This is a genomic window from Mesorhizobium sp. M0678, from assembly GCF_040320505.1.
GTDB lineage: Bacteria > Pseudomonadota > Alphaproteobacteria > Rhizobiales > Rhizobiaceae > Mesorhizobium.
This window is the reverse complement of record NZ_JAMYPT010000004.1, coordinates 411,863-434,992: the sequence shown is the minus strand read 5'-3', so window position 1 is coordinate 434,992 and position 23,130 is coordinate 411,863. Positions and strand designations below refer to the sequence as shown.

Annotated in this window: 29 protein-coding genes; 20 read left to right on the top strand and 9 right to left on the bottom strand. The window is 62.6% G+C overall.

The features are described from left to right. From NKI29_RS11110 to NKI29_RS11095, 4 genes are all read right to left on the bottom strand, one after another. The coding region (locus tag NKI29_RS11110) for a transposase (RefSeq protein ID WP_352796221.1) at positions 1–286 on the bottom strand (286 nt) is incomplete at its 3' end. Between the two features lie 33 nt (positions 287–319). Continuing rightward, complete coding sequence (locus tag NKI29_RS11105) at positions 320–649, bottom strand: dihydrofolate reductase family protein (RefSeq protein ID WP_352796218.1); 330 nt, start codon at positions 647–649, stop codon at positions 320–322. Positions 650–751: 102 nt separating this feature from the next. Then, positions 752–1,387 carry a dihydrofolate reductase family protein gene (locus NKI29_RS11100; protein ID WP_352796215.1) on the bottom strand — a complete coding sequence of 212 codons (636 nt, stop codon included), beginning with the start codon at positions 1,385–1,387 and terminating at the stop codon, positions 752–754. 315 nt (positions 1,388–1,702) lie between these two features. Beyond that, positions 1,703–3,769, bottom strand: a complete 2,067-nt coding sequence (locus NKI29_RS11095) for a N,N-dimethylformamidase beta subunit family domain-containing protein (protein WP_352569216.1) — start codon at positions 3,767–3,769, stop codon at positions 1,703–1,705. 198 nt (positions 3,770–3,967) lie between these two features. Between NKI29_RS11095 and NKI29_RS11090 the strand changes: the two genes are divergently transcribed. The 9 genes from NKI29_RS11090 (at position 3,968) to NKI29_RS11050 (ending at position 12,808) form a co-directional block, all read left to right on the top strand. Beyond that, positions 3,968–4,741, top strand: a complete 774-nt coding sequence (locus NKI29_RS11090; RefSeq protein WP_352569217.1) for an SDR family NAD(P)-dependent oxidoreductase — start codon at positions 3,968–3,970, stop codon at positions 4,739–4,741. Between the two features lie 80 nt (positions 4,742–4,821). Further along, positions 4,822–6,144 carry a histidinol dehydrogenase gene (gene hisD / locus NKI29_RS11085; protein ID WP_352569218.1) on the top strand — a complete coding sequence of 441 codons (1,323 nt, stop codon included), beginning with the start codon at positions 4,822–4,824 and terminating at the stop codon, positions 6,142–6,144. Positions 6,145–6,159: 15 nt separating this feature from the next. Beyond that, a complete protein-coding gene (locus tag NKI29_RS11080; RefSeq protein WP_352569219.1) occupies positions 6,160–7,182 on the top strand; it encodes a zinc-dependent alcohol dehydrogenase in 1,023 nt (340 codons plus the stop codon). Between the two features lie 31 nt (positions 7,183–7,213). Beyond that, positions 7,214–7,945, top strand: coding sequence for a histidine utilization transcriptional repressor HutC (gene hutC / locus NKI29_RS11075; RefSeq protein WP_352457599.1), 732 nt, complete (start codon positions 7,214–7,216; stop codon positions 7,943–7,945). Positions 7,946–8,169: 224 nt separating this feature from the next. After that, positions 8,170–9,171: an ABC transporter substrate-binding protein gene (locus NKI29_RS11070; RefSeq protein ID WP_502896672.1), complete on the top strand. Its 1,002-nt coding sequence runs from the start codon at positions 8,170–8,172 to the stop codon at positions 9,169–9,171. A 97-nt stretch (positions 9,172–9,268) separates the two neighbouring features. Then, on the top strand, positions 9,269–10,066 hold the full coding sequence (locus NKI29_RS11065) for an ABC transporter permease (protein ID WP_352796253.1): 798 nt from the start codon (positions 9,269–9,271) through the stop codon (positions 10,064–10,066). A 10-nt stretch (positions 10,067–10,076) separates the two neighbouring features. Then, positions 10,077–10,859 carry an ABC transporter ATP-binding protein gene (locus NKI29_RS11060; RefSeq protein ID WP_352451005.1) on the top strand — a complete coding sequence of 261 codons (783 nt, stop codon included), beginning with the start codon at positions 10,077–10,079 and terminating at the stop codon, positions 10,857–10,859. Between the two features lie 204 nt (positions 10,860–11,063). Further along, on the top strand, positions 11,064–11,465 hold the full coding sequence (locus NKI29_RS11055) for a YciI family protein (protein WP_051406115.1): 402 nt from the start codon (positions 11,064–11,066) through the stop codon (positions 11,463–11,465). A gap of 86 nt (positions 11,466–11,551) precedes the next feature. Further along, positions 11,552–12,808, top strand: a complete 1,257-nt coding sequence (locus NKI29_RS11050) for an RNA polymerase sigma factor (protein WP_023676184.1) — start codon at positions 11,552–11,554, stop codon at positions 12,806–12,808. 87 nt (positions 12,809–12,895) lie between these two features. Here the strand turns inward: NKI29_RS11050 and NKI29_RS11045 are convergent, their stop codons facing one another. The 4 genes from NKI29_RS11045 to NKI29_RS11030 form a co-directional block, all read right to left on the bottom strand. Next, entirely contained in the window at positions 12,896–13,303 is a 408-nt protein-coding gene (locus tag NKI29_RS11045) for a PIN domain-containing protein (RefSeq protein WP_023676183.1), read from the bottom strand. Next, a complete protein-coding gene (locus tag NKI29_RS11040) occupies positions 13,293–13,523 on the bottom strand; it encodes an AbrB/MazE/SpoVT family DNA-binding domain-containing protein (RefSeq protein WP_023676182.1) in 231 nt (76 codons plus the stop codon). The genes NKI29_RS11045 and NKI29_RS11040 overlap by 11 nt, the downstream gene beginning before the upstream one ends. Positions 13,524–13,630: 107 nt before the next feature. After that, positions 13,631–14,059, bottom strand: a complete 429-nt coding sequence (locus NKI29_RS11035; protein WP_352457397.1) for a type II toxin-antitoxin system VapC family toxin — start codon at positions 14,057–14,059, stop codon at positions 13,631–13,633. After that, entirely contained in the window at positions 14,056–14,298 is a 243-nt protein-coding gene (locus tag NKI29_RS11030) for a type II toxin-antitoxin system Phd/YefM family antitoxin (protein WP_023676181.1), read from the bottom strand. The genes NKI29_RS11035 and NKI29_RS11030 overlap by 4 nt, the downstream gene beginning before the upstream one ends. Positions 14,299–14,549: 251 nt before the next feature. On the opposite strand from NKI29_RS11030, the gene NKI29_RS11025 reads away from it, so the two are divergent. The 6 genes from NKI29_RS11025 (at position 14,550) to NKI29_RS11000 (ending at position 17,027) form a co-directional block, all read left to right on the top strand. Continuing rightward, entirely contained in the window at positions 14,550–14,873 is a 324-nt protein-coding gene (locus NKI29_RS11025) for an ArsR/SmtB family transcription factor (RefSeq protein WP_023676180.1), read from the top strand. Further along, positions 14,870–15,280, top strand: coding sequence for an SRPBCC family protein (locus NKI29_RS11020; RefSeq protein ID WP_023676179.1), 411 nt, complete (start codon positions 14,870–14,872; stop codon positions 15,278–15,280). Before NKI29_RS11025 ends, NKI29_RS11020 begins: the two co-directional genes overlap by 4 nt. A 71-nt stretch (positions 15,281–15,351) precedes the next feature. Continuing rightward, positions 15,352–15,744 carry a VOC family protein gene (locus NKI29_RS11015; RefSeq protein WP_352451012.1) on the top strand — a complete coding sequence of 131 codons (393 nt, stop codon included), beginning with the start codon at positions 15,352–15,354 and terminating at the stop codon, positions 15,742–15,744. An 87-nt stretch (positions 15,745–15,831) separates the two neighbouring features. Next, positions 15,832–16,062, top strand: a complete 231-nt coding sequence (locus NKI29_RS11010) for a hypothetical protein (RefSeq protein ID WP_023716563.1) — start codon at positions 15,832–15,834, stop codon at positions 16,060–16,062. Positions 16,063–16,066: 4 nt separating this feature from the next. Then, on the top strand, positions 16,067–16,537 hold the full coding sequence (locus tag NKI29_RS11005) for a DUF1801 domain-containing protein (protein ID WP_352569221.1): 471 nt from the start codon (positions 16,067–16,069) through the stop codon (positions 16,535–16,537). A 109-nt stretch (positions 16,538–16,646) separates the two neighbouring features. Then, positions 16,647–17,027, top strand: a complete 381-nt coding sequence (locus tag NKI29_RS11000) for a DUF1801 domain-containing protein (RefSeq protein ID WP_352457399.1) — start codon at positions 16,647–16,649, stop codon at positions 17,025–17,027. Here NKI29_RS11000 and NKI29_RS10995 read toward each other — a convergent pair whose 3' ends face one another. Beyond that, entirely contained in the window at positions 17,028–17,936 is a 909-nt protein-coding gene (locus NKI29_RS10995) for a dihydrodipicolinate synthase family protein (RefSeq protein WP_352457400.1), read from the bottom strand. It lies immediately after the preceding gene. A gap of 240 nt (positions 17,937–18,176) precedes the next feature. Here NKI29_RS10995 and NKI29_RS10990 point away from each other — a divergent pair, with 240 nt between their 5' ends. The 5 genes from NKI29_RS10990 to NKI29_RS10970 all read left to right on the top strand — a co-directional run bounded on the left by NKI29_RS10990 (position 18,177) and on the right by NKI29_RS10970 (position 23,085). Then, a complete protein-coding gene (locus tag NKI29_RS10990) occupies positions 18,177–19,274 on the top strand; it encodes a Gfo/Idh/MocA family protein (protein WP_352457401.1) in 1,098 nt (365 codons plus the stop codon). Between the two features lie 11 nt (positions 19,275–19,285). Next, entirely contained in the window at positions 19,286–19,945 is a 660-nt protein-coding gene (locus NKI29_RS10985) for a ThuA domain-containing protein (RefSeq protein WP_352796211.1), read from the top strand. 148 nt (positions 19,946–20,093) lie between these two features. Beyond that, positions 20,094–21,293 (top strand): mannonate dehydratase, encoded by a 1,200-nt coding sequence (gene uxuA, locus NKI29_RS10980; protein WP_352457403.1) that lies wholly within the window; start codon positions 20,094–20,096, stop codon positions 21,291–21,293. Continuing rightward, positions 21,290–22,204, top strand: a complete 915-nt coding sequence (locus tag NKI29_RS10975; RefSeq protein ID WP_023676170.1) for a PfkB family carbohydrate kinase — start codon at positions 21,290–21,292, stop codon at positions 22,202–22,204. Before uxuA ends, NKI29_RS10975 begins: the two co-directional genes overlap by 4 nt. A 98-nt stretch (positions 22,205–22,302) precedes the next feature. After that, positions 22,303–23,085 carry an SDR family NAD(P)-dependent oxidoreductase gene (locus NKI29_RS10970; RefSeq protein ID WP_352796208.1) on the top strand — a complete coding sequence of 261 codons (783 nt, stop codon included), beginning with the start codon at positions 22,303–22,305 and terminating at the stop codon, positions 23,083–23,085. Positions 23,086–23,130 lie beyond the last annotated feature (45 nt).

Below are 23,130 nucleotides of genomic sequence, written 5' to 3'. Positions count from 1 at the left end.
GCCGCACCTTGCCGGCGATCTCCAGCTCGATCACCGCTGGTGGCGCCGCCGGCACCGAAGCGGCGAAAGGCTTATCGGGAACCACGACAACTTCGGCAAAGCCCGTCTCGCGGGCTCTCACCGTGCGGCGCCACTTATAGATCAGGCTGGTTGCGACATCGTACTGACGCGCTACCGCCGCCACTATGGCCCCGGGCGCGAATGCCGCGGCCAGGATCCGGCACTGATCCTCTTCACGCCAACGACGACGACGCTCCGGTCCGGTCAATAACGTCACATGGCTCATGCTGTGCTGCTAACTACGCTCGAAAGGACGACCTTAAGAGCGCAGCTTCGCTACCGGGCCATGCTCCCGCAAGGCGGCCCTCGCCGGAGGCGTACTCAGGGTGCGAGGGACGACCCATTTCGGCTGCGCCCGCCAGGCCGCCGCAAAGTCGCGCCCGACCTGGTCCTGTCCCGGCTGATCCTCGTCCCAATAGCGCATTACCTCGTACATGCGCCGGCCGTAGAGGCTGCCGGCGATCCCGCGCACATGGGCGTTGAAGTGGCGATGGAGCGCCTCGCCCGGTATCGGCAGCCCGGGCCCGCCCTCGGCGCCAGCGACATAGCCGTCGAGCGACTGCATCATTCCGAACACAAGCTTCGCCATGCACAGGCTCCTATCGATCGACGACGATCCGAAGGGATCGCATTCATTTATACCTCGCCCTTACTTCGTCGGTTCGTTGGTTGCACACATTCTCTGACGTGTTCACATTGGCCGATAAATCTGCGCCACTGCGCCCCCCGGAAAGGCTTTCGAGCTCACCAGCTTGAGAGACATCAGCGCGGCGAGTTCGGAGAACAGCGGCAGGCCTTTGCCCAGCGCCACGGGGGCCACCATCAGGGCGAGCTGGTCGACCAGTCCTTGGGCAACGAGACTGCGGGCGAAGCTCACTCCGCCGTGGGCGATGATCGGCTTGCCCTCTTGGGCTTTCAACTTCGCGACTTCCTCCGCCAAGTCACCGCTCGCCACATAGGCCTCCGCCCAACTTTCACCACCGGGCTGCAACTTCGCCGGCTGTCCGGTTCCCGCGTTGACGGCGCGAGCCTCATCGAGCGCCGCCGACTTGCTCACCTCCCTCAGGATCTCCGGTCCTCGTCGTGAGAAGACGGCCTTGGGGATCTGGTTCATCGGCGCCGCGAACTGCTCGCAGGAGGTCGGCCACCAGGCGGCCATGTCCCGGAAGCTGCGGCTGCCCATGATGTGCAGGCTCGAGTTCCATATGAACTCTACGCCCCAGGCCTTCGCCTCTTGATCGGCGCCGAACATCCATGTGTTTCGGCCTTCCAGGTCACTCACGAAGCCGTCGATCGATATGGACATCTTCAAGATCAGGTCTCTCATCGTGTCTTCCTTGCCCTGGTGAGACCCAAGGACGGGCCAGATCGGTCAGTTCCGACAATTCGTTGCGGGATAGTCCGACAACGCTTGCACGCCGCCGAAGAAGGGATACCGAGCTTCCTTGCCTAGTCGGCGAGGGTGTCGTTGATGCCGCGCCAAATTCTGGTTCAGCGCCGTTTGTCAAAGCAGCGCACCTGAAGGTTGCGGCTGAGGCAACTGCCGTCCGCCAGGTGGCGAGAGGCATGTGAGACGAAGCCGGTGCACGCCGACTGATTTGATTCCCAAAACCGGATACGGGTCTTTCCGTAACGGCGCCAATCAGCTTATCGATTTTTCTCGGCCGGGTTCTCCTTTCGTGGCGCCGAGGCGGGTAAGCAGATTGAGCGTGATCCTGCCGACATCGTTCATGGCGCCTGCGGCTGGCAGCGCGCCGCACCAGGCAACCGAGCTTGCGGAAAAGATCAAGCCGCCTGCTGCGAGCTTTCGCAGGGTCATTTCGGCGCAGCGGCGGGCGATGCGTTGCCTATCCCCGCCCTCATACCAGCGCGTCGGATCCTGGAAGAAGCTGTCGGGAAATCCCGTCGCACGCGCGATCACGACGGTGTCACCGGAAGTGCCGAGGGCTGAATCCGTCGCATCCACTTCGTAGCCCGCGGCACCGCCCAGCACCATGCCGTCGGTGCCGAAGGTCGCATTTTCAACGCCTTCGAACAGCCATGCGCATCCTGCCTCATGGCTCTCCTCAGTGCGCGTGAAGGGGCGTGCGCCATCGAAACCCATCAATGAGATTGCACCGCCGATCAGCGAGAATTCGCCTCGGCCGCGGCAGCGGAGATAGCCGCCTGGTTCGTTGGTGATCGACAGCGCCTGTTCGGCGACCGGGCTGTCCCAGGTGCGGCCGGCCTCCAGCGGCGAGCGCCGCAACTCCATCAGATCGTCCTTGAAAGCCACAGTGGCAGCAAAGCCGTTTCCGCCGAGATAGGCGATGCTGCCGCCTTCGGCTACAAACTGCCGCAGCGCCTGCTCCATCTCGATCGACATATATTCGGGATGACTGCCGGTGACGACGGCTTGATGTCGACGCAAACCGTCTATGCCGCATTCGTGCAAATCGTGATCGGTCAGGACGTCAAACACGATTCCATTGTGGTGGCAGAATCGGAGGAAGTGCAGATCGACCGGCAAATTGTGTGGGCAGCCGCAGAGCGGATAATCGTAATCGTCCCTGAGCGTCACTTTCGGCTTTTTGTAGGAACAGATGGAAACACCGCTAAGGTCGGAATGATAGTCGTAAAGAGATTTCAGATTGTTGGCGATCGCGAAGCGATGTCCCCGGTCGTCGCCTTTCCATTCATAAAGATGATCCGGGAGATATTCGTCCGCATAAGCGAGATAGGTGGCCGTCGGCACGAGATATAACAGCGGCGACGAAACCTGTGACGAGGTTACGAAGAACACCACGCGTTCGTAGCCACCCTCCCATTCGACCTGGAACGCGTAGACGCCAGGGTGTGCGTTTTCAGGGATCGTCGCGCGGTGCGATGCCGGCCATGCAAGCGGGCCGATGTCGTCGTCGTGGCAATGGATAGCGTCGTAGTGCGACGGCACCAAGCGAGGCTCGAAGCTCGATCCGTCCCAGCGTGCCGAAGTCACGCAGAAGGCTGGCTGGTTGATCACGTCGAGGAGCAGCGGATCTGCTCCGCCCGACGACAGTATCGGCTGCGTTGGTAACAGCGTCGGGAAATCCCAGGCAACAGTCCCGTGTGGGGTGTCGAGCCGGATCGCGGCAAATTTCGCGTTGAGGGTAGGTTCGTGGTTGGTGGCACTTGCGCCGAAATGGATGCCGTGCGCCTGGAGGTTCCGCGCCGGGCCGCCAAAACCTTCATGGAGTTCGTAAGGCGCGAGAAGATCATGGGATTTGATGCGCAGACGCGATTGTTCCTGCCGCAGATCCAACTCGAGAGTGAGCCACACACCAGTTGGCGCCTTCTTCTCGACAGGGGTTTCGCCGCCGATTTCCACGACAAATGCGCCGTCGCGGAGGCGCAGCCCGAGGGCGCCTGCTTCCAGGATCGTGCGCGCACCTTCGTTGCGCGTGAGGAACAGCTCGAAACGAATGCCGTGGACGGCTTGTACTTTGACCAGTTCGCCGGCTCGCACGAACAGGAACGACCCCTGGTCGAAATGCCGACGCCGTGCTTCACCTATCGTTTCGATGGGCCAGGCGAGAAGTTCCGGAGCCGGCTTGTCGAGCCGGCAAATTCGTGTGGCCTTTATCGGCCGATCGCATGACAGGCTGAGGTTGATCCGCTGGCCTGCTTTGGCACTCCAGGGGGTGGTATAGCCGACCACGCTCATCGCGTCGTGGTCTACTGCGCGCTTCATCTATCCCTCCCGATGAACTCCAGATGGGCTGGGGCGAACCGCGTAGACCGGTCCGATGTCGGCCAATGCGCTGCCGCTCTGACAAGCAAAGTTCCGCATGGCGCACTACAGCCATGATGTACATGCTTGTATAGATAAGCTGCATTCGGATAGTCTCGACGCGATCGGTCCAAGCGCGACATTACCAAGGAGGATGACATGCGCAACGCATCTCTCTTCGATCTGTCAGGCAGGAAGGCGCTTGTAACCGGCGCAAGCCGTGGCATCGGGCGCAGCATCGCCGAGGCGCTCAGCGCGGCCGGCGCCGACGTCGCGGTCACGGCGCGCAGCGTGGCCTCGCTCGAGAAGACGATGGCCGCCATCCGCACCGCCGGCGGGGTCGCGCACGCCATCGCCCTGGACGTCACCGATGTCGACCGCTGCCTAGCGGCGACAGCCGAGGCCAGCAGCCTGCTCGGAGGTCTCGATATTCTCGTCAACAATGCAGGTACGGAAGAGGTCCGGCCTTCACTCGATGTCGACGAGGTCTTGTGGGACAGGATTATCGATACGAATCTCAAAGGCGCCTTCTTCTGCGCCCAAGCCGCCGCGCGGCAGATGAGAGACGCCGGACGGCCCGGCGTCATTATCAATCTCTGCTCGCTGACCTCCGAGGTTGGGGTTCCCACGGCGGTGCCGTACGGCTCGTCGAAATCAGGCCTCCTCGGCATGACGCGGGCGCTTGCAGCGGAGTGGGCCGATCTCGGGATCCGGGTCAACGCCATTGCGCCTGGCTATTTCAGGACAGCGATGACAGACGTGTTCTACAGCAACGAGGCATGGCAGCAATCGATGCTCGCCAAGATTCCGCAGCGCCGTTTTGGTGATCTCTCGGACCTGCACGGAATCGCGGTGTTCCTCGCTTCGGATGCGGCAGCCTACATAACCGGCCAGTCCATTCCCGTGGATGGAGGCTTTCTCGCATCGATTTGAAGGCTTCAGGAGCCGGAGACGTGTCCCAGAAGTGATCGACAAGCGCTAATCGTAATTGCGTTCTAAGAAAAGGAGCCGCCATGTCTGACGTCAGCTTCCACCGCCTGTCATCCCTCAGTGTCGATCAGCGGGCCAGTTTACTGAAACGCGCCGAAGGAGATCTGTCTTCCTTCATCGAAAAGGTCCGTCCAATCATCCAGGCCGTCAAGGATGAAGGTGACGCGGCACTGCTCCGGTTTGCACGCGAACTCGACAAAGCCGATGTTGCCGACGGTGGACTGAAAGTTTCGGAAGCGGAGTTCGACGCGGCATTCGACAAGGTCGAGAAGGATGTCGTGGAGAGTATCCGGTTCGGCATTGAGAACATCCGGCATTTCCACGAGGAGCAGCGCCCGGAAACGATGTGGCTCAAGGAAGTTCGGCCGGGCGCCTATGCGGGTGACCGATACACACCGATTGCTTCGGTCGCGCTTTATGTTCCGCGCGGCAAAGGCGCCTTCCCCTCGGTGACGATGATGACCTCGGTTCCGGCGGTGATTGCCGGGGTTCCCCAGATCGCGATCGTGACGCCTGCGACTTCGGATGGTTCCGTCGACGCCGCGACGCTGGTTGCTGCCCGCCTCGCCGGCGTGGAGACCGTCTACAAGTGCGGCGGCGCCCATGCGGTCGCCGCCGTCGCCTATGGGACCGAGACCGTGAAGCCTGCCGTCAAGATCGTCGGGCCGGGGAGCCCGTGGGTGGTGGCGGCAAAGAGCGTGTTGTCCCCGATCATCAACACAGGTCTCCCCGCCGGTCCGTCCGAAGCGATCATTTTTGCCGATCACAGCGTCGACGGCGGCCTGGCTGCTCTTGACCTGTTGATCGAGGCCGAGCACGGGCCGGATTCCTCGGCCTACCTGGTGACGCACAGCCGCAAGGTCGCCGAAGCCGCGTTGATTGCGATACCGGAACACTGGTCCCGGATGAGCGAACAGCGTGTGGAGTTCTCACGCGCGGTGCTGACTGGGAAGCGCGGCGGCATCGTGCTGACCGAGTCGCTGGAGGACAGCTACCGCTTCATCAACGACTATGCGCCGGAGCACCTCGAGATTCTGTCAACGGAGCCATTTGCGCATCTCGGACGTATCACGGAAGCTGCCGAGATCCTCATGGGTCCGCATACGCCGGTGACCCTCGCCAACTTCGTCCTGGGACCCAATGCGGTGCTGCCGACCAGCCGGTGGGCGCGAACCTTTGGACCGCTTTCCGTGACGGATTTCGTCAAGAGATCGTCGGTCGGCTATGTGACCTCGGCGGCCTATCCGGAACTCGCCCTGCATGCCCGCAGGCTCGCCCGCTACGAAGGATTCAGCTCGCATGAGAACGCGGTTTCGGAGATCCGCGATCGCTATCTCGCCGGCTGAGCGGAAACGATGACGATGAGGGCGGCGCGACTCCATGGACCCGGCGACTTGCGCGTCGAGGATATCGCCGCGCCAGGCGCTCCCGAGCCAGGCTGGGTGAAGCTGAGGGTCGATGCCGCAGGCATTTGCGGTTCCGATCTCCACAACTTCCGCACCGGCCAATGGATAAGCCGGTCGCCTTCGACGGCTGGCCATGAGCTGACAGGCACGGTGATCGCCATCGGCGAGGGCGTGGACACCGTCGCTGTTGGCGACCGCGTGGTCGCCGATTCCCGTTTCTGGTGTGGAGAATGCGCGCAATGCCATGCAGGCAGGCGGCATCTTTGCACGTCGCTGGGCTTTGTCGGCGAGATATGCGACGGCGGATTTGCCGAACAGGCGGTCCTGCCCGCACGCCTGCTGCACGTCGTCGATGCCGTGCTTGACGAACGGGTCGCGGCGATGGCCGAGCCGCTGGCTGTAGCGTTGCACGCAGTGCGGCGTCTGCCGAAAACGGCCGGCTCCGTTCTTGTCGTCGGCTGCGGGACTATCGGCGGGCTTGCCGCACTGCTGCTTTCCCGGACATTCGCAGGTACCGTGCTCGTCGCCGATCGCAACCCTGGCCGCTGCGCCCGCGTGGCGCGTGTGACCGGCGCCAGCATCGTCGATTTGAACCGGGACGCCATTGCCGCCGCCACCGCGGATGCCCCCTTGCTCGCTGCCGTCGAAGCAACCGGCAGCGTCGCAGCACTCGGCCAGTTGCTCGGCGTTCTCGATGCCGGCGGCACCGTTGCGATGGTCGGCATATTCCACGGCCGCCTCGATATCGATCCCAACATCCTGGTTGAACGCGAAATCGCATTGCTGGGATGCCACGCCTTTGCCGATGAGCTTCCCGACGCCATCCGGATGCTCGGCGAATTGACCGAGCCCATGGTCGAACTGATCGACCGCGAGATCGGCCTGGATGATGTTCCCGCAGCCTATGAGCGGCTGTTGGCGGGGCAGGGCGATGGTTTGAAAACAATCATCCGGATGCGGTCTGCCGGGCGCGTGTGATTTCCGAACCTTGCCGGAAAGGATTTTTGAAATGATCACTTTGCCCGACACCGCCAGCCCTCTTTACGAGAAGGTCAAGGACTACATCCTGACGAACATCGGAACGGGGCGATGGAGCAAGGACCGCAAGCTGCCGTCCGAAAATGAATTCGTGGCGACACTCGGCGTGTCTCGGATGACGGTCCATCGTGCCTTGCGGGAGTTGACCTCTGCGGGTTTTCTGATCCGGCTCCAGGGCGTCGGCACATTCATCGCGCCACCTCGACCGCAATCCGCACTGATCGAGATCAACAACATCGCGGCGGAAATTGTCGCGCGGGGAAACAGGCATCGCTCCGAGGTTATCGTCCTCGAAAAGATCATGCCGACAAAGGAGCTCGCGCTTTCGTTCGAGTTTGCAAAGCGCGTGTCGGTCTATCATTCCATCGTCGTCAACTTCGAGAACGACCTGCCTGTGCAACTGGAAGAGCGCTTCGTCAACCCGGGCCTGATACCCGACTATGACAAGCAGGATTTTTCCAGGACAGCGACCTACGACTACCTCATGCAGAAAACCCCGGTGACGGAGGTCGAGCACATCATCTCGGCGACCCCTGCCGATGCCGAGACGGCGCGGTATCTGGGCATCGACGTCGGCAGCTGCTGCCTGTTTCTGCATCGCCGGACATGGACGGGCGCCGTCGTTGCCACGATCAGTAAGCTGACTTACGTTGGCAGCCGCTACTCGCTTGGCAGTCGATATTCTCCATCCAAAAAACCCTGATCGCAGTGAAGCGAATCAGAGTCGGAAGGAGGGGCTAACTTGTATATGCATGTATGTATTTAGCCTTGACATCCGCTGTTGCTGACGTTGAAGTGTCGTCGCACTTTCGTTGAACGAACAGCTAAGATGCCGAGGCACGGTGCCGCAAGAGCAGAAGCCCGCATTCTCACCAGGCCGGATGTTTGGTTCAAAAAAGCGGCCTGATCATCAAGGGGAACAAGATGATGCGTAACCTAGCAGGACAATTTCGGGCACTCGTTATGGCTGCTGCCGTCGGGTTTGCCCCGGCGGTCTGCGCGGCCGACACGACAATTCCGGCGACGCCTGAGGCAGGAACATTCAAGATCGGCATCGAGCCATGGCTTGGCTACGGCCAGTGGCACGTCGCCGAAGCCAAAGGTCTGTTCAAGGCAAACGGGCTGTCCGACGTGCAGATCGTGAACTTCGCCGAGGACAAGGACATCAACGCCGCCCTGGCGAGCGGCCAGCTCGATGCCGCCAACATCGCGACCCACACGGCTATGGGAATGGTTGCGGCCGGCCTGCCGGTGAAGATCGTGCTTCTGCTCGACGTCAGCATGACGGCGGACGCCATGATCGCCGGCAAGGACATCGCCTCCGTCGCCGACCTCAAGGGCAAACAGGTGGCTTTTGAGGAAGGCACGACGAGCGACATCCTGCTCAAATACGCGCTCGCCAAGAACGGCATGTCCATCGCCGATGTCCAGCCGGTTCCCATGCCGGCGGCGGATGCCGGCAGCGCGTTGATCGCTGGCCAGGTTCCGGTCGCGGTTACCTATGAGCCTTATCTCACCGCGGCCAGGGCACAGAACAAGGACGTCAAGCTGCTCTTCACCGCAGGCGAAGATCCCGGCCTGATCAGTGACGTGTTCGTGGTGCGGGATGAGGTGATCAAGTCGCGTCCCGGCCAGGTGCTTGCCATGATCAAGACCTGGGATGCGGCCCTGAAGGCTTACAATGCCGACACGCCCGACGGCCGGGCGATCATCTCCAAGGCAGTCGGTTCGAGCGTCGAAGACCTCAACACCGCCTTTGATGGCGTGCGTTACTATACTCTCGCCGAAAACAAGGATGCGCTGACGGGCGAATTTTCCACCAAGACATTCGCCGATGTCGAGGCAGCCGCCAAGAACGCCGGGCTGCTTCAGGCGGACGTGACGCCGGAGCAGATGATCGACCCGTCATTCGTCAAGGCCGCGAAATGACGAGGGCCGGCTCGCGGTGGTGACGCAAATGTCCGAGCAGCGTGCGACCAAGCCAAGCCCGTCTCACGCAGCGCCGGGGCCGGTGATCAAACAGCCGATGCGCCGTGGCCCCGCCGCCGGGGACGGCGCGCCCATCGCACGCTCGCGCTTCCTGATGATAGCAGTGGCGGTTTTTGCCGGCCTCGGTCTTGCTTGGTGGGCGGCAACAGGGCTGGGGCTGGTAAAGCCGATTTTCCTGCCCTCGCCGGGGAGCGTGGTGACCCAGCTCGGCAAGCTCTCGGGTGACGGCACGCTGTGGCTGGACCTCAGGACCTCGATATACCGTATTTCTGTTGGCTTCCTCATCGCCTCGGCATTGGCGATTCCAATTGGCGTGCTGATCGGCAGCTTCAGGACTTGGGAAGCGGCGATCGAGCCGCTTGTGGATTTCATCCGCTACATGCCGGTGGTCGCTTTCGTGCCCCTCTCCATCCTGTGGTCGGGGACGGGCGATGCCCAGAAGTTCCTGATCATCTTCATCGGCACCTTCTTTCAGCAGGTGCTGATGATCATGGACAATGTGAAGCGGGTTCCCGCTGATTTCATTGGCCTTGGCAGGACACTCGGCCTGCCGGATCGCAGGATCCTGACCCGCATCGTGGTTCCCAGCGCCTTGCCAGGCATCTGGGACACGTTGCGCATCAGTCTCGGCTGGGCATGGACCTGGCTGGTGTTGGCGGAACTTGTCGCGGCGACATCAGGGCTCGGCTACCGCATCACCGTGTCCCAGCGTTATTTCCAGACAAACACCATCATCGGCTACATCCTGCTGCTGGGCGTGCTTGGCCTCATCACCGACCAGGTCATGAAGGCACTGGGAAAAGTGCTGTTCCGGCAGGAGGGCCACGTGCAATGAGGCCGGGCCGATGAGTTTGCCCAAACTGCGGATCGAGGGTCTCCACAAGAGCTTCGGCACGGGCGCGCGGCGCACGGAAGTGCTGCGCGATATCAATCTCGATCTTGCCGACAACGAGTTCGTCTCGCTGGTGGGCACGTCGGGTTGCGGCAAGAGCACGCTGCTGTCGATCGTTGCCGGACTGCAGGATTTCGACGCGGGAGATCTTGCCATCGATGGCGCGCCGATCCTGCAGCCGGGCCTCGACCGCGGCGTCGTCTTCCAGTCCTACACCCTGCTTCCCTGGCTGACGGCGCAGCAGAACATCGAGTTCGCCCTCAAGGCCGCGGGTCATGATCGCGCGACCTGCCGCAGGATAGCACGCGAGCATCTCGATCTGGTCAAGCTCCCTCACAGCGCCAATCGTTATCCGTCTGAGCTTTCGGGCGGCATGAAGCAACGGGTGGCCATAGCGCGTGCTCTTTCCTATCGACCCAAAATGCTTCTGATGGACGAGCCCTTTGGCGCGCTCGATGCCTTGACCAGGCATCAGATGCAGGAACTCCTGACGCAGATCTGGGAGGAGCACAGGCTCACCGTGCTCTTCGTCACCCATGATGTGGAAGAAGCCGTCTACCTGTCGGACCGCATCGTCGTGATGGGGATCGGCCCGGGACGCATCATGCAGACCTTCAATGTCGATATCGAGCGCCCGCGCCGGGAAGAGGTCATGGAAACCCCGGCCTTCATGGATTTGCAGCGCAGCGTACACAAGGCGATCCGCGAGGCTTCAAAACGTCCCGAAATGGTTTAGGCGGGCCACTCAATTACTTACAATCGGCGACCACCGTTGCGCCCAATCTCGATATCGCGCCATCGCGATTCCTGACCAGGGGAGCCGCGATCGGCGGCTTTCTCCTCAACCTCGAAAAAAATTTGCAGGACAATGTCGATTTCCTAAACTCCGTTCGTCGTTTCGATGCCGGCCGGTGAGTCCGGCTCAACAAGGAGACAGACGATGCGTGTGATGGTGCTCGTGAAGGCTACCGAGGACAGCGAAAAGGGCTTTGTCCCCACGCCCGAGGCGAAGGAGGCGATGGAGGCGATGGGCAGGTTCAACGACGAGCTGCGCAATGCCGGCATCTTGCTCGACGCCGATGGCCTCAAGCCCTCCTCGCAGGGCAAGCGCGTTGCGTTCGATGGTCCCCGCCGGACGGTCATCGACGGGCCTTTCGCCGAGACCCGCGAACTGGTCGCCGGCTTTTGGCTCTGGGAAGTCAAGGACATGGACGAGGCTGTCGCCTGGGTGAAGCGCTGCCCCAATCCCATGCCCGGACCGAGCGAGATTGAAATCCGGCCGCTGTACGAGATGGCTGATTGGCAATGGGAATCTGACGCCGGAGGTCACGGAAATCCATGACCGGACGCGCGAGAAGCTCAGCGGCAACTGAACCTGTCGGCCGCAACCTGCTTTGCCTTCGTTATGGCTTTGGCCGATAAGGCAGCATGACGGCAGGCGAGACGCAGCAGGCGATCGAGGCGATTTTTCGCATTGAACGTGCCCGGCTCATCGCGGGCCTGGCCCGCCTCGTGCGCAATGTCGATCTTGCAGAGGAACTGGTGCAGGACGCCCTCGTCATAGCCCTATCCGAATGGTCCAGGACCGGCGTTCCGGCTAATCCCGGCGCTTGGCTGATGACGGTCGCCAAACGCCGCGCCATCGACGCGATCCGTCGCGACAAGATGCGCGAGCGCAAGCATGAGGAGATCGCGCGGGAGCTGGACGGCGACTGCGATGGTACGGCCGAGGGAAACGAAATGGCCATGAACGACGATCTTGGCGACGAGCTGCTGGGCCTCATCTTCACAGCCTGCCACCCCATACTTTCGGCCGACGCCCGCGCGGCCCTCACGCTGCGTGTCATCGGCGGCCTGACGACGGACGAGATCGCCCGTGCTTTCCTGTCGAGCGAGGTGACGATCGCCCAGCGCATCGTCCGCGCAAAGAGGACGATCGGAAAGGCCGGGCTCAGCTTCGAGGTGCCGCGCGGCGCCGAGCGTGCGGCGCGTCTGTCCTCGGTGCTGGAGGTCATCTATCTCATCTTCAATGAAGGCTATGCTGCCACGGCAGGCGACGACCTTGTCCGCCCGAGCCTGTGCCTGGAGGCACAACGGCTCGGCCGCATGCTGGCGGGGTTGATGGCCGAGGATGCCGAGGTGTTCGGCCTGCTGGCTCTGATGGAAATCCAGGCATCGCGCCTGCCGGCACGCATCGGGCCGGACGGCGCCCTCTTGACCCTGACCGAGCAAAACCGCGCGCGCTGGGACCAGCTGCTGATCCGCCGAGGCCTTGACGCGCTGGCCCGTGCCGAAGCCCTCGGGGGCGATGGCCCCTATGTGTTGCAGGCCGCGCTTGCAGCCTGTCACGCGCGGGCGCGCAGTCCGGCCGATACCGACTGGCCCCGTATCGCAGCGCTCTACGACCGGCTGCGTGCAGTGATGCCCTCGCCGGTGGTCGATCTCAATCGAGCGGTCGCCCACAGCATGGCCTTCGGGCCCGAAGCGGGCCTGCGGCTGGTAGACGAGATTGCCGACGCCGCCGCCTTGCGCAATTATGCGCCATTGCCGGCGGCGAGGGGCGATTTTCTGTTTCGGGCCGGCCGGCTGGCCGAGGCCCGCGCCGAATTCGAGGCTGCGGCCAAGCTCACCCGCAACGTGCGCGAAGCGGCCTTTCTCCTCGCCCGCGCAGACGCTTGTGGTTGACAGCATCGCTCTCCGTGCCCGACGCGCCGCTCGGCAACATCGAAAGCCGCCAGTTCGCTCCCGGCCAGCCCCCTTCAATGAGCGTGATCAGCTCGCAACGCGAAAGGGATTAACGATGCGCAAGCCTTCGTCGAGCGCCATTGCGTGCTGCATGTCCTCCGACCAAAGTGTATCGCAGCCAGCGTGAACCGCCGCGGAGGCGATCATCGCGTCATAGGTGGAAAGGCCGTACCGCTCGGCGAGCCTCAATCCTGTTTCGTGGGTCTCGAGCGTGAGCGGATGAACCGTCAACAGGCCGCGCAGCGTGGTCAGCAGCGCATGCGTTTCGTCCCATGACATTTGCATCTTCCGACGCGCGACATTGGTGAGTTCATTGAGAACCTGCACGCTGATCGCCCCGCCATCGGCGATGACCGCCTCGGCCCGATCCGCCTTCGCCGTGTCGCCTGACGCGATATGAAGAAGGACATTGGTATCGAAAAAACTAACGGGCATTTGCCTCGTCCCGATCGAATTTGAAGTCAGCGGGAAGCCGACCGCGGAAGGCGCGGAGACGCTTCAGCAACTCCTCACGCCCGGGCTTCCGCGCGACGCCAAGCTGGCGGGCGTCAGCGACATGGATTTCGATCTCATCGCCTTCCCTGAGTTCAAGCGCTTCGACCACAGCGGCGGGAAGGCGGACCGCAAGACTGTTTCCCCATTTGGCGACCTGCATGCCACTTCCTCTCTTAGATATACGCTGGAAGAAATGTATATCCACAAGTCGTCAAGGTCAAGAATTGCAGCCAATCGGTTTATTCATTTTGGAGGAGAGGGCCTCGATCATGCCAGCAACTGCGTCGGCACGCCGAGAATCGGTCCTGCCTCGGCGAGCCGCTGGTCGAGGGTCCACACCGTGGCGCCATGCTCCGATGCCGTCGCGAGGTGCAGGGCGTCGCCAGCACGAAGCCCGAGCATATGCTGATCGGCGAATTTCGCGGCGACCCGAAAATGCCCGCCCGTCACCGGCAGCACGGTGAAGCTCTCAGCGACAAGCTTATTGAACATCGCGAGCGCTGCCGCGCGTTGCTCCAGGTCGATTTGTCCGGTCCGAAGCTTGATCGCCATGGCGCAGGACATCTCGGTGATGGTCCAGTCGCTGATCACAAGTTGCGCAGGGTCCTGCTCCGCCAGCCAGCCCTGAACGCGCGCGGTCATGGCTTCGTTGGATAGCGCCGCGATGATCAGCGAAGTATCGAGATAGGACGTCAATAGCGATCGCCATCTCGCATCGATCGCACCAGATCGGTGGCAGCCTGAGCCTGCAGAGGCATGGTTGCGGTCAGGGATTGGAGCAGGACGGCGTCGATCCGTTTGCGAGGGCGGGCCACGGCCGTGAGCCTGGCGACCGGCTTGCCACGCCGGGTTATGTCGATCGAGTCTCCAGCTTCAACCCGGTCGACGAGCTCACTCAGATGTGCCTTGGCGTCCGCCAGATTGACCGCGTCCATGTCACGCTCCTGACCATGTAGATAGTCATATAGCGCATCACACTTGACGATTCCAGCGCAGAGTACTTTGGCACACCAGGCTGCCCCCAGGTCAGCGACCGTCGCGGCGCTCGTTCCACTTCTTGAAGCAGACCGCTGTGTGAGCGAAGCAGGTGATCGCTCCTGCAACGAGAATTGTGCCGCTTCCCGCTTGACTCACACATATCCCGGTGGTTATACATCGATCAATAGCCGAAGGGTTATCGATCCCAATGCCAAAGGCTCACGATGTACTCTTCAGAACGCTTGCCGATCCGACTCGGCGCGCTATTTTTGAGCGGCTGTGTCGCGAAGGAGAGCAGACGGTCGGGGCTCTGACGGCTCAGGCCGGGATCTCGCAACCGGCCGTGTCAAAACATCTCGGCGTTTTGAGGCAGGCCGGGCTCGTGCGCGACCGCCATGCAGGGCGACAGACCCATTATAGCGCGCAGCTTGCTGCGCTTGCCCCCCTGATTGACTGGACAAGCCAGATGACCGGGTTCTGGCAGAGCCGGTTCGACGACCTCGAAGACCTGCTCAAAAGGATGGACCAGTGAACCGAACGTCGACCGAAACACTCTCCGTCATTGTTGAACGGGAAATCGCTTATCCGCCCGAGAAGATCTGGCGCGCGCTCACGCAACCACACTTGATCGAGGAGTGGCTCATGAAAAATGACTTCAAACCTGTCGCGAACCACCGCTTCAATCTTCACGCAGACTGGGGCTCTGTCGAGTGTCAGGTGCAGACGGTCGAGCCGAACAGAACACTGACTTACACGTGGGATACCAAGGATCTCAAGAGTGTCGTCTCCTGGACCCTCACCCCCACGAGCACCGGAGCCCGCTTGCGCATGGAACAGTCGGGCTTCCGGCCGGATCAGCAGCCTTACTTCCGGGGTGCCAAAGTCGGCTGGCCGAGGTTCTTTGACGATCTGGAGCAGGTTCTGGCGCGGACGGACTGAGATCCGCTGGGCTATCCAAGCAAGGGCTCTGTTACAGAGCGACATCACGAGGCGATAATGGAGGCAAGCCAATGAAGATCAAGTTGGCCAAAGTATACGTGGACGACCAGGAAAAGGCACTGGGCTTTTACACCGAAACGCTCGGCTTTACCAAGAAGGCCGATTTCAGCAATGGGCCGTTTCGCTGGCTGACCGTCGCATCACCCGACGAGCCGGACGGTGCCGAGCTGCAACTCGCGCTCAATGACAACCCGGCGGCCAAGGCCTACCAGCAAGCCATTTTCCAGCAGGGCCAGCCCGCGGTCATGTTCTTCACCGATAACGTCAAGGGCGACTACGAGCGCATAAAAGCGCGCGGCGCCGAGTTCACGATGCCGCCGACCGAAGTAACCGGCTCGACCATCGCCCAGCTGAACGACAACTGCGGCAATCTCGTTCAAATCACCCAACTGGCGCGCTGGTAAAGCATGCGTTCAGTGGCGTGGCTGCCCGGCGGGAGTCGCCAAACGGGCCGCCCGATCCGCTTCGGTTCGTCTTCAGAGGAGGTCTCAATGGATTGGAACAAATGGGTTCGGCAGATCCACCGCTGGCTGTCGATCATCTTTGCGGCGGTCGTCGCCGCCATCTTCATCAGCCTGGGAGCAGGCAAGGAACCCGCCTACTGGGTATACCTCTTGCCGCTGTTTCCACTCGGCTTGCTCCTGCTTACCGGACTGTACATGTTCGTGCTGCCTTACGCTCCCAAGTGGCGCAACGCAGGGGGCACCGGCGCATTGGAGTGAACGCATGGCCAACAAGACGTCCATCAAGTCAGCGGCGGTCGCGAAGAAGCCCGCCGCCAAGCCTGCAGCCGCCAAGCCGGTCCTCCTCGCAGGCGGCAACCCGCAGATCCCGAAGGGTGATGGTGACGCTCCTGTGCAGGCCTACATCGCGGCCATGCCGGGCTGGAAACGCGACGTCGGCCGCCGCCTCGACGCACTCATCGAGCGCAACGTTCCCAACCTGCGCAAGGCCGTCAAATGGAACTCGCCCTTCTATGGCGTAGAGGGTCAAGGCTGGTTCCTCAACTTCCATTGCTTCACAAAGTACATCAAGCTGGCTTTCTTCCGCGGCACGTCGCTGCATCCTTTCCCTCCAGGCGAGTCCAAGCACAAGGACGTGCGCTACCTCGACATCCGCGAGGACGACCAGCTCGACGAAGCTCAACTCACCGACTGGGTAAAGCAAGCCAGCCAGTTGCCTGGCGAGCGAATGTGAGTGGAATGCCAGTCATTCCCGCAAACCCGGTGCCGACTAGCGGTATTCATGTGACGGGCGAGCGGCAACAACCCTAGGGAAAGCGACAATGGTGATGAAGAGTGGCTCTATGGAAGGAAATGCAGAGAGCTCCCCCTCTCAGCTGATAGATGCGAGGATCAGTGAGCTGGGCGATTGGCGAGGCAAGACGCTTTCCCATGTCCGCGCTCTCGTCAAGCAGGCTGACCCGGAAGTGGTCGAGGAGTGGAAGTGGCGAGGCGTTCCGGTGTGGTCGCACGCCGGAATAATCTGCACCGGCGAGACCTACAACAACGTCGTGAAGGTGACCTTCGCAAAGGGCGCCTCCCTGCCGGATCCTTCAGGCCTGTTCAACTCCAGTCTCGAAGGCAACACCAGGCGCGCCATCGATATCCGTGAGGGCGAAGACATAGATGAGAATGCGTTCAAGGCGCTGATACGCGCTGCTGCCGCCCTGAACACGGCCCGATAGTCAGCTCCGGCCGATATGGTCGGCTAGCGGGCCGAGAGCGGCGAGCAAAGCTTCGCCGGTGGCTTGCGTCGCGTTCTCATGCGGCGCGCGCAGGTTCAGCCAGCGTCTGTCGCCGGCCCGTACCGCCAGCACTGCCTTCATCGCGGAGATGAGGCCGGCGTCCTGGATGATTTTGCGGAACGCCTTGATGGCGGCATCCGCGTCAGTAATGTCCTCTCCCGCCAGTGCTGCGTCGTAGAGGGCCCGGATCGCTGCGGCATTTAGATTGACCGTCGCCGAGATGCATCCCGCAGCACCGTTGGCGAGGCCTTTCGTCAGCTGTGCTTCCGAGCTCGGGAACACCGCGACCCTTGGGGCTGCCGCAATGACCGCCGCGGTGTTGTTCCAATCGCCGGCGCTGTCCTTGTAAGCCACCACGACATCCGGAAACGCTTGGCTCAAGCGGGCGGTCAGCGGCGGGCTCACCGGTACGCCGGAATTCTGCGGGATGTGGTAGAGGATCATCCTCATCGCCGGGTTCGCCACCCGTTCGATCAGCTCGCCATAGTAGCGGGCCTGTCCGTTGTCGCCGGCGGCCGTATAGAAGAACGACGGCAGCACCATCACCCCGGCACAGCCGAGCCCGACGGCATGCGCCGTCAGCTCGACGGTCTCGGCAAGTGCTGTGACACCGGTGCCGGGCATCAGATGGCTTGGCGAAATGCCGGCCTCGACCAGCCACTCCAGCGCTTGCATGCGCTCGCGCAACGAGACGGACAAGGCCTCGCCCGTGGTACCGAACGGCGACAGGAAATGCGCTCCCTGATCCAGCACCCATTTGGCGTGGGATATCCAGAGATCGCGGGCGATCCGGCCGTCGTTTTCGAACGGCGTCAGGATCGGTGCGATGGTTCCTTGTGGGCGGATCATTTGCGTCCTTCTAAAGCCGGCATCAAAAATGTCGAGCAAGCTACATGAAGCAATGTTGCTGAGTACCGGCCGTTCGACCTCGAAAGCAAGCGGCTCGCGCATAGGCGCGCGATTGTGATCGGGCGGCGGTTCTGAGGCTCTCGAGGTATATCCTTGTCACGGGATAACGTCGTCTGGCCGAAAGGGGGGTGACAAACGAGTTCTGCTGTTTCATCAATGCCGCCTTTTGAGGAGAAGCCCATGCGGAGGATCGGTGTCGGCATTATCGGCTGCGGCAACATTTCGGATGCCTATCTGAAGGCATCGCCACAATTCCCGGTGCTCGACATTGTCGGCGTCGCCGACATCAACCGGGCGGCAGCCGAGGCGAAGGCAGCGGCCTACGGCCTGGCTGCCATGCCGGTCGACGCGCTGTTGGCCGATCCGCGCGTCGAGATCGTGCTCAATCTGACGACGCCGCAGCATCATGTGCCGGTCGGCCTGCAGGCTGTCGGGCAAGGCAAGCACGTCTATTCCGAGAAGCCGCTGGCAACGACGCTCAGCGACGCCGAGCGGCTGGTCGCGGCGGCGCGCGAACAGGGCGTGCGCGTCGGCTGCGCACCCGACACCTTTCTTGGCGGCTCCCACCAGACGGCGCGGCGGCTGGTCGATGAGGATACGGCTGGGACCATTGTCGCCGGCTCTGCCTTCATGCAGGTGCCCGGCCACGAGCTCTGGCATCCCAATCCGGATTTCTACTATCAGCCCGGCGGTGGGCCAATGCTCGACATGGGACCGTACTATCTGACCTGCCTGGTCAATCTCCTGGGTCCGGTAAAATCCGTGACCGGGCAGGCGAAGTCTTCCTACGCCACCCGCACCATCGGTTCTGGACCGCGCCAGGGCGAAACCATCCGGGTCGAGGTGCCGACCCATATTTCCGGCCTGCTCGCATTCGAGAATGGCGCCGCGGTCTCGATCACCACCAGCTTCGACGTCTGGAAGCATGAACACAATCACATCGAACTTTACGGAACCAAGGGCTCGATGATCGTCTCCGATCCCAACCAGTTTCAGGGCGACATCAGGACCAGCCAGCGCAAGGGCGACTGGACGGTGGCCGATCAGATCCATTCGTATGGCGACGGCAATTACCGGGGCCTCGGCCTTGCCGACATGGCGCAGGCGGTCGTCTCGGGCAGGCAACACCGCGCCAGCCTCGATCTTTCCCTCCATGTCCTGGAAATCATGGAATCGATCATCTCTTCAGCAGAGATAGGCCAGCGTATCGACCTGAGATATGGCTGCGCCCGGCCGGCGCCGATGCAGGCCGACCTGCCTTTCGGAATTCTGGAATAGGGAATAATGCGATGAGCAAGACGGCACTGATTTTCTGGGGCGGCTGGGAAGGTCACACCCCGGCCCGGAGCGCCGAAATCGTCAAGGAGATGCTGGCCGGCAACGGCTTCGACGTGCAGCTGGCGCAGGGGACTTCGGCGCTTGCCGATCCGCAGCTGGGCATGCTCGATCTCATTGTCCCGGTGATCACCATGTCGACGATCGAAAAGCCGGAGCTGCAAAACCTGACCAGCGCCGTCGGGGCCGGCACCGGCCTTGCGGGCTTTCACGGCACGATGTGCGACAGCTTCCGCAACGAGCCGGAATACCAGTTCATGACCGGCGGCCAGTGGGTCGCCCATCCCGGCAACATCATCGACTATCACGTCGACATCACCAGGCCAGGCGATCCGGTCATGCAGGGCATCGACGACTTCGCCTACCGTTCAGAGCAGTATTACATGCATGTCGATCCGACCAACGAGGTGCTGGCGACGACTACTTTCACCGGCGAGCATCTCGATTTCATCGCCGGCGTCGTCATGCCGGTTGTCTGGAAGCGCCGCTACGGCAAGGGCCGCGTCTTCTACAGCGCGCTCGGGCACACCGCCGACGAGTTCGCCGTGCCGCAAATGCGCACGATGTTCGAACGCGGCGCGATTTGGGCCAGCCGAAACTCGGACCTTGGATAGCCGTTCAATCTGAACGCCACGTATCGTTGTAATCTCTCATGGGGCGGCCGCCCGAACGCGGACACAGGCACTGGACTGCGGCAATTGACTGCCATGGTAGCATCCAATACACCGGGGGCTCATCGAAAATTCCGTCGCTGGAGGTCGAATGGAGCAGACGTGGCGATGGTTTGGGCCGAGCGACGCAGCAACGCTTGCCCATGCCAGGCAGGCCGGCGCGACCGGTATCGTGACGGCACTGCACGACATCCCTTACGGCGAAGTCTGGCCGATCCACGCTATCAGGCAGCGCCAGGCGCTTATCGAGGCGGATCCGGCGATGGGCCTCAAATGGAGCGTCGTCGAGAGTGTGCCCGTGCACGAGGACATCAAGCTCGGCCGCGGCGATCTCGACCGGCTCTACGACAATTTCGGGCAGACCTTACGCAATCTCGGCGCCTGCGGTGTGCGCACGGTCTGCTATAACTTCATGCTGATCCTCGACTGGACCCGGACCGACCTGGCTGCGCCGCTGCCGGGCGGCGGACGGGCGCTCCGCATGAACATGCACGAGCTTGCCGCGTTCGATTGCTACATGCTGCAGCGCAAGGGATCTGAGCGCGACTATGCGTCCGATGTTCTCCAGCGGGCAAGCGAATGGTTCGAGGCGACGCCGGATGCGTCAAAAGAGCGTCTGCTTGCCAACATCATGGCCGGCCTGCCGGGCGCCTTCAAGCGCTATAACATAGCGGAATTGCGCGAAGTGGTGGCCGAGCAATCGGGCCTGTCGCACGACCGGCTGCGCGAGAACGTCGTCCGTTTTCTCGAAAACGTGCTGCCGGCGGCCGAAGAGGCGGGCGTCACGTTGGCGATCCACCCGGACGATCCGCCGCGCGATCTCGTCGGCCTGTGCCGGATCGTCAAGAACGCGGACGACATCGCCTTTATCCTGGACGCAGTGCCATCGGCCCATAGCGGCCTTACCTTGTGCACGGGGTCGCTGGGCGCCAACCCGGCCAATGACGTGCCCGCCATCGCCAGCCGCTTTGCGCACAAGATCAACTTCGTGCATCTGCGCAACGTCAGCAAGGACCCGGACGGCTCGTTCATGGAATCCGAGCATCTGAGCGGCGATGTGGACATGGTGTCGGTGGTTTCGATCTTGCTCGACGAGCAGCAACGCCGCCGCGACGCCGGGGAACCGGCGGCGCTGCTGCCCTTTCGCCCGGATCATGGCCACGAGCTGATCGATGACGCCGCGCGGCACACCCATCCCGGCTACCCCGTGATCGGCCGTCTTCGCGGCCTTGCCGAATTGAGAGGCGTGATGACGGCGATTGCCCATCAGCGCGGCTACCGGCTGCAATGACGGCGCCCCGCCTGCTCTGCGTCGGCGCGCTCACCTACGACACGATCTTGCGCCTCGATGTCCTGCCCTCCGGCGCCGGCAAGTTCCTGCCAAGCGAGGCCGTGCAGATCGCGGCCGGCATGGCAGCAAGCGCGGCCGCGTCGGCCAGCCGCCAGGGCGGGCAGGTCTGGCTATGGGCAAGCGTCGGCGACGATGCTGTCGGCCGCGATGTCATCGGCCAGATGGAGGCGGAGCGGGTCGACTGTTCGCTGGTGCGCAGGGTTGAAGGTGGCCGCTCGGCCATTGCCACCATCCTGGTCGATGCCGCCGGCGAGCGTATGATTGTGCCCTTCTACGATGCAGTCACGCAAGCCGATCCTGACCGTCTTCCGCCCGCGGATTTTTCCCGCTTCGACGCCGTGCTGGTTGATGTCCGCTGGCCCGGAGCCGCGGCCCTGGCGCTGGCGAAGGCTCGCGAGTGCGGCATCCCGGCGATCCTTGACGCCGATGTCGCGTCGCGACCGGTGCTCGACCGGCTGCTGCCGCTCGCCTCGCATGTCGTTGCTTCGCTGCCGGCGGCACGCATCCTTTGCGGTCCGGAGATATCCGCCGGTTCTGCCGTCGCCATTCTCGGCGAACGGACCGGCGCCTTCGTGGCGGTCACCGATGGGGCGAACGGCACCGTGTTCCGCTACTCGGGCAGCAATGACGTCCGTCATCTGCCGTCGCCGCGGGTCGAAGCCGTCGACACTCTGGCGGCAGGCGACGTGTTCCACGGCACCTTCGCTCTCGGCCTGGCCGAAGGTTGGGACGAAGAGCGGGCGATAGCAGTGGCCAGCGCCGCCGCCGCCCTGAAATGCCTGCGCTTTGGCGGACGTCTTGGCGCACCGACGCGCGCGGAAACGCTGGCTTTCATGCAAGGATCGACATGATGCCGAACACGCTTGGGCCGGCTCGGTGGAAAGAGCACGTCAAGTGGCGCCCGTCGACTACCATGGCAGTCGCTGCGCAACTGTTCGAGGGAGGATAAATGGCTGAGTTCAAAAAACGCGCACTGGTCACCGGGGCGGCCATGGGCATTGGCCGTGCTGTCGCCGAAAGACTGGCCGAGAAAGGCGTCGACCTGATCCTGTTCGACCGGGCGGGCGATCAGTTGGATGAGGTAGCGGCGCAGCTTTCGGCGCGCGGCGTGACCGTGCACACCGTGCTTGGCTCGACCGCCGACACTGAGGCCTGTGGCCGCGCCGTCGAGCTTGCCCGGTCCGCGTTCGGCGGGCTCGACATGCTCTCCCACAATGCCGGCATCCAGCGTTACGGAACGGTGGAGACCACGGACGAGGCGCTTTGGGACGAGGTGATGAACGTCAACCTCAAGGCTGCCTACCTGCTCTCCCGCGCGGCGATGCCGCTGCTGCGGCAAAGCCGCGGCGCCATCGTCCATATGAGCTCGGTGCAGGGTCTGGCCAGCCAGGAAGGGGTTCTGGCCTACAGCACGGCCAAGCACGGCCTGATCGGCCTGGTCAAATCGATGGCCGTCGACTATGCGCCGCTCGGCGTGCGCGTCAATGCCGTCGCTCCGGGTGCGGTCGACACGCCGATGCTGCGGGATGCGGTGAAACTCAACGATAAGCCCGACGAGATCCTGCGCATCCTCGACAATATGCATCCGCTCGGCCGTACCGCCCGGCCGCAAGAGATTGCCGCAGTCGTCGCCTTCCTGCTGTCCGACGATGCCTCCTTCGTCACCGGCGAGGTCGTACGCGTCGATGGCGGCCTGCTGGCGCGCATCGGCGGTTCTCCGCGCAAGGAATAACGTCGGCGCTGCTGCTTGCGCAGGCATTTCATGAACGGCTTGAAG